Origin of the sequence: Bradyrhizobium sp. (genome assembly GCF_030693485.1) — a bacterium.
Lineage (GTDB): Bacteria > Pseudomonadota > Alphaproteobacteria > Rhizobiales > Xanthobacteraceae > Bradyrhizobium.
On sequence record NZ_JAUYAN010000346.1, the window covers coordinates 1 to 5,137 of the forward strand.

Annotated in this window: 3 protein-coding genes and 1 pseudogene; all 4 read right to left on the bottom strand. The window is 63.1% G+C overall.

The features are described 5' to 3' along the window. A partial coding sequence (locus Q8N40_RS25750) for a biotin/lipoyl-containing protein (protein ID WP_305713816.1) occupies nucleotides 1–280 on the bottom strand: 280 nt, incomplete at its 3' end. A gap of 143 nt (nucleotides 281–423) precedes the next feature. Further along, the gene (locus tag Q8N40_RS25755; RefSeq protein WP_305713817.1) at nucleotides 424–3,399 is read right to left on the bottom strand and encodes a 2-oxoglutarate dehydrogenase E1 component; all 2,976 of its coding nucleotides are present in this window, start codon (nucleotides 3,397–3,399) and stop codon (nucleotides 424–426) included. Nucleotides 3,400–3,643: 244 nt separating this feature from the next. Beyond that, nucleotides 3,644–4,438: an outer membrane protein gene (locus Q8N40_RS25760; protein ID WP_305322314.1), complete on the bottom strand. Its 795-nt coding sequence runs from the start codon at nucleotides 4,436–4,438 to the stop codon at nucleotides 3,644–3,646. Between the two features lie 115 nt (nucleotides 4,439–4,553). Then, nucleotides 4,554–5,137 (bottom strand): annotated as a pseudogene (locus Q8N40_RS25765) (succinate--CoA ligase subunit alpha); the annotation flags it as partial.

Consider the following 5,137-nt stretch of genomic DNA (forward strand, 5'->3'; position numbering starts at 1 on the left):
CGGCCTTGGCGGGCGCCGCGGCGGGCTTGGCAACGGCAGCGACGGCGCCGTCATTGATCTGGCCGAGCAGCGCGCCGACCGCAACGGTCTCGCCGTCCTTGGCAATGATGTCGCCGAGGGTGCCCGCGGAGGGCGCCGGAACCTCGATGGTGACCTTGTCGGTCTCGAGTTCGACCAGCGGTTCATCGACCGCCACGGCATCGCCGGCCTTCTTGAACCAGCGGCCGATGGTGGCCTCGGTCACGGACTCGCCGAGTGTCGGAACGCGAATTTCAGTCATGGTTTTGTTTCCTCAATCATCGCTTCTGCTGTCATCGTCCGCGAAGGCGGACGATCCAGTGATCCGTGACGGTCCCGATCAAATGAGGCCGCGCCGGTTACCGGATCCCCCGCTTTCGCGGGGGATGACGAATGAAAGTCTGTTCAGCCCAGGGCGTCGTCCATGAAGGCCTTGAGCTGCGCCAGGTGCTTCGACATCAAACCGGTGGCGGTCGCCGCCGAGGCCGCGCGTCCGGCGTAACGCGGACGCTTGTTCGGCGCGTGGATCTGGTTCAGCACCCATTCGAGATAGGGCTCGATGAAATGCCACGCGCCCATGTTGCGCGGCTCTTCCTGGCACCAGACCAGTTCGGCGCCCTTGAAGCGCGCGAGTTCGTGCACCAGCGCCTTCAGCGGCACCGGATAGAGCTGCTCGACGCGCATCAGATAGATGTCGTCGATCCCGCGCTTTTCGCGCTCGTCGTACAGGTCGTAATAGACCTTGCCCGAGCACAGCACGACGCGGCGGATCTTGTCGTCCGGCACCAGCTTGATCTTCTCGTCCGGCAGCATCGCCGCGTCATCGTAGAGCAGCCGGTGGAACGTGGTGTCGGCGCCGAGTTCGTCGAGCCGCGAGACCGCGCGCTTGTGGCGCAATAGCGACTTCGGCGTCATCAGGATCAGCGGCTTGCGGATTTCGCGATGCAGCTGACGCCGCAGCACATGGAAGAAGTTGGCGGGCGTGGTGGCGTGCACCACCTGCATGTTGTCTTCGGCGCACATCTGCAGGAAGCGCTCGAGCCGGGCGGAGGAATGCTCCGGCCCCTGCCCTTCATAGCCGTGCGGCAGCATGCAGACGAGGCCGGACATGCGCAGCCATTTGCGTTCGCCGGACGAGATGAACTGGTCGAACAGCACCTGCGCGCCATTGGCGAAATCGCCGAACTGCGCTTCCCAGACCGTCAGCGCCTTCGGCTCCGCCAGCGAATAGCCGTACTCGAAACCGAGCACCGCTTCTTCCGAAAGCAGCGAGTTGATGACTTCGTAATGGCCCTGATCGACGCCGAGATGATTGAACGGCGTGTAACGGCTCTCGTCCTCCTGATCGATCAGCACCGAATGCCGCTGCGAGAAGGTGCCGCGCTCTGAATCCTGTCCCGACAGCCGGACGTGATGGCCTTCCTCCAGCAGCGTGCAGAACGCCAGCGCCTCGCCGGTGGCCCAGTCGATTCCGATGCCGCCATCGATCGCCTTGGCGCGGTTTTCCAGGAACCGCTGCACCGTGCGATGGACCCGGAAGCCGTCGGGCACCTTGGTGATCCTGCGGCCGATATCCCGGAGCACTTCGACATCGACGCCGGTAACGCCGCGGCGCGGATCCTCTTCCTGGTCGGCCGACTTGAACCCGGCCCATTTGCCGTCGAGCCAGTCGGCCTTGTTGGGCTTGTAGCCCGCACCGGCCTCGAGTTCGGCATCGAGCCGGGCGCGCCAGTCGGCCTTGGCCTTCTCGACTTCGCCCTCGGTGATCACGCCTTCGGCGATCAGCCGCTTGGAGTAGATCTCGACCGTGCCGGGATGCGAAGCGATCTTCTTGTACATCACCGGCTGGGTGAACGCCGGCTCGTCGCCTTCGTTATGGCCATGCCTGCGATAGCAGAACATGTCGATGACGACGGGCTTGTGGAATTTCTGCCGGAATTCGATCGCGACCTTGGCCGCGAACACCACGGCTTCCGGATCGTCGCCGTTCACATGGAAGATCGGCGCGTCGATCATCTTCGCCACGTCGGACGGATACGGCGAGGAGCGCGAATAGCGCGGATAGGTGGTGAAGCCGATCTGGTTGTTGACGATGAAATGCAGCGAACCGCCGGTGCGGTAGCCCTTCAGGTCGGACAGCGCGAAGCATTCCGCCACCACGCCCTGGCCGGCGAACGCGGCGTCGCCATGCATCAGCATCGGCAGCACCGAAATCCGCATGTCCGGCGGATCGCCGTGCTGGTCCTGCTTGGCGCGCACCTTGCCGAGCACCACGGGATCGACGATCTCGAGATGCGAGGGGTTGGCGGTCAGCGACAGATGGATCTTGTTGTTGTCGAATTCGCGGTCCGACGAGGCGCCGAGATGATATTTGACGTCGCCGGAGCCCTCAACCGCGTCCGGATTGGCCGAGCCGCCCTTGAATTCATGGAACAGCGCGCGATGCGGCTTGCCCATCACCTGGGTCAGCACGTTGAGGCGGCCGCGATGCGGCATGCCGACCACGATTTCCTTCACGCCGAGATTGCCGCCGCGCTTGATGATCTGCTCCAGCGCCGGAATCAGCGATTCGCCGCCATCGAGGCCGAAGCGCTTGGTGCCGGTGAATTTGACGTCGCAGAACTTCTCGAAGCCTTCGGCCTCGATCAGCTTCATCAGAATGGCGCGACGCCCTTCGCGGGTAAAACTGATTTCCTTGTCCGGCCCTTCGATGCGCTCCTGGATCCAGGCCTTCTGCGCGCCGTTGGAGATGTGCATGAATTCGACGCCGAGCGTCTGGCAGTAGGTGCGCTCACAGATCGCGACGATCTCGCGCAGCGTCGCATATTCGAGGCCGAGCACGTGATCGAGGAAGATCTTGCGGTCGTAATCAGCCTCGGTGAAGCTGTAGGACCGCGGATCGAGTTCTTCGCGGTCGCGGGCCGGTTCGATCCCGAGCGGGTCGAGCTTGGCGTGGAAATGGCCGCGCATGCGGTAGGCGCGGATCAGCATCAGGGCGCGGACCGAATCGCGCGTGGCCTGATGGATATCGGCCGCCGTCAGTTCACTGCCCTTGTCCCTGCCTTTGGGCTGCGCCTGCGCCTTGGCGGCGAGCTTGGCGCCGACGACCTTTTCGACCTGCGCCCAGTTACCGTCGAGCGCGGAAGTCAGGTCGTCGCGCGGCGTCAGCGGCCAGTTGTCCCGGCCCCAGGACGGCCCGTCGGCGTTCTTTTGCGCATCGGAGGGCGCGTCCTTCAGGCTCTTGAAGAAGGCTTGCCAGTCGGCATCGACCGAATTGGGGTCTTTCTCGTAACGAGCGTACAGATCGTCGATATAGGGAGCATTGGTGCCCTGCAAAAACGAGGAGAGGGCAAAGGCGGCGTTCGCGTCCTGGCGAGACATACTGGCGTCCTGGTGATTTTCGAGCGCATGGAATACGGCGCAACGGCAAATCCGGGCACCGGATCAGCCTGATTTTTGGCTTTTACCGCATTTCGGGGGAATGTTCGCGCGCAAAAGTGCCAAGAATTGAATTTTAGTTCAAGAGAAAATCCGGCAATGACAGGCGTTCACAACCGTGACGGAACAAGGCCCCGGTGGAATGCCGGGGCCTTGCAGAACGGTCCGAAACTGGCTCGTTAGGCGACTATTGACCGCCGAACCGGTAGTTTACGCCGATGCGGCTGACGACGACCTGATCCTGCATTTCCATGCGATAGGGCACACCCAGGTTTCCAACACCGGTACCGGTACCGATAAAGGTGGCGTCGTCCTTCTCGAAGCGCATGTAGAGCACTTCGCTCTTCAAGCTCCAGTTCGGCGCAAACGCCCACTCGGTGCCGACGCCGGCCGCCCACCCAAACCGGGTCCGGTCCGAGTTCAGGATTCCGATGTCAGGGGGGACATTGTCATTAAAGAACGTCGCCGACCTCTTGAAGTTCGCGAACGCAAAACCGCCTGTCGCGTACAGCAACAGGTTGTCGACCACGACGCCCGACCGCACGCGCGCAGTGCCGAACCAATCCAGCTTGCTCGATACCGTTACCGAGTCGGTCGGAAGACCTCCAGCGGTCTGGTCGCCGTCCAGATTGACGAAAGAGGCTCGAAGGCCGGTCCAGCTCCAATCGGCCTCGACGCCGAACACGGTACATCCGGTCTGATAATTGTAACCAGCCTGCACGCCGCCGTTAACACCACTCTTGGTGGCTACGTCCGTGCCGCTCGCCAGATCGTCATCGATAGCTCCGCCCAAGCGGTCGCGGTCGTTGAACTTGTGATCATAATAGCCATAGCCAATGTTGACGCCGGCGTACCAGCCACCGAAACTGGCACAGCGGGGGACCGCCACGGGGCCCGCCTTGTATGCAGGGCGCATATCCGCGGCGACGGCGCTGCCGGCGGCCACAGTCGCGAATACGGTCGCGAGAAGCAATTTCTTCATTTTGCTGACTCCGTAAAAAAGGACCCGTCCAAACGATGGGAGCAATCTACGCCGGGACCAGGGAGCCGGCTGTAGCTCGGAGGCCACAGATGGCCAGAAAGTGCCAGAAGGTCCCCTACGCCCCGAGCAGGTCAACAAGGGTCTTGCCGAGCCGCGCCGGCGACGGCGAGACCCTGATTCCGGCCGCTTCCATCGCCACGGTCTTGGAACCGGCGTCGCCCTTGCCGCCGGAAATGATCGCACCGGCATGGCCCATGCGGCGGCCGGGAGGGGCGGTGACGCCGGCGATGAAGCCGACCATCGGCTTCGAGCGTCCGCGCCTGGCTTCGTCCCGGATGAATTGGGCGGCGTCTTCCTCGGCGGAACCGCCGATTTCGCCGATCATGACGATCGAGGTGGTTTTGGGGTCGGCCAGGAACATCTCCAGCATGTCGATGAATTCGGTGCCCTTGACCGGGTCGCCGCCGATGCCGACCGCGGTGGTCTGGCCGAGACCTTCCTGGCTAGTCTGGAATACGGCTTCATAGGTCAGCGTGCCCGACCGCTAGACGATGCCGACATTGCCCGGCTTGAAGATGTTGGCCGGCATGATGCCGATCTTGCACTCGCCGGCGGTCATCACGCCAGGGCAATTTGGCCCAATGAGCCGCGACTTCGATCCCTGCAGCGAGCGCTTGACCCGCACCATGTCGAGCACCG